Here is a 901-nt window from a genome sequence, read left to right on the forward strand (position 1 = left end):
TCCCGGCGGGCGGGCTCGCCGAGAGCTACTGGATCGACGACAAGGCGGTGCCGGCCGGCGCGCGCGCGTGGCGGGCCGAGCAGGTGATCGCGCAGGAGACGATCGCGCTGTTGCGACGCAACGCGCATCTGTTCCTCGGCATCCAGGAAACCCAATGGATACTCGACCAGCTCGGAACCGACTATCCGGGGCTCGTCGCCGAAGTGCAGAAGGCGCTGCCGACGCAGCGGATCGCCGACGTGCTGCGTCGCCTGCTCGAGGAGCACATCCCGATCCGCAACGCGCGCGACATCATGGAGAGCCTCGTCGCGTGGGGGCCGAAGGAGAAGGACATGCTGATGCTTGCCGAATACGTGCGCGGCGACCTGTCGCGCTATCTCGCGTATCGGGCGGCGCGCGGCGCGCGGCAACTGCCGGCCGTGCTGCTTGATCTGCCGGTCGAGCAGCATATCCGGCAATCGATCAAGCAGACGCCCGCGGGCAACTTTCTCGCGCTGCCGCCCGAGCAGGTCCGCTATCTCGTCGACAGCGTCGCGTCGTTCGTCGGCGAGACACCGCGCGACGACGTCGCGCTCGTCACGTCGATGGACGTGCGCCGCTACACGCGACGGATGATCGAGGCGCGGCTCGGCTGGCTGCCCGTCTACTCGTACCAGGAGCTTGGCGACCAGGTCGAATTGAAGCCGGTCGGCCGTGTGACGATGCCGGCTGCGGCCCACGCATGAGCGCCGCCGATCTGAGGCCCGTGCGAATCATCGCGGGCGAGCCTGCCGCCGGGCCGGACGGCGCGTGCGCGTCACGCACGGCGCGGCGCGGCTTCGACTATGCGCAACTGATGCGGCGCGTGCGCGTCGCGCCGGCCGGCGAGCGCGGCGCGGCCGACGACGCGTGGCGACACGAC

1 protein-coding gene and 1 pseudogene are annotated in these 901 nt (G+C 70.5%); both read left to right on the plus strand.

The genetic code is table 11. The annotated features are described in order from the left end of the window. Nucleotides 1–725, plus strand: a 725-nt coding sequence (locus tag G3N93_RS40365; protein WP_206135564.1) for an FHIPEP family type III secretion protein, incomplete at its 5' end; no start/stop codon positions are given. Further along, nucleotides 722–901, plus strand: a pseudogene (locus tag G3N93_RS40370) (type III secretion protein HpaP); the annotation flags it as partial. The gene G3N93_RS40365 and the pseudogene G3N93_RS40370, both read left to right, overlap by 4 nt.

The organism is Burkholderia sp. Se-20378 (genome assembly GCF_017104665.1).
Lineage (GTDB): Bacteria > Pseudomonadota > Gammaproteobacteria > Burkholderiales > Burkholderiaceae > Burkholderia > Burkholderia lata.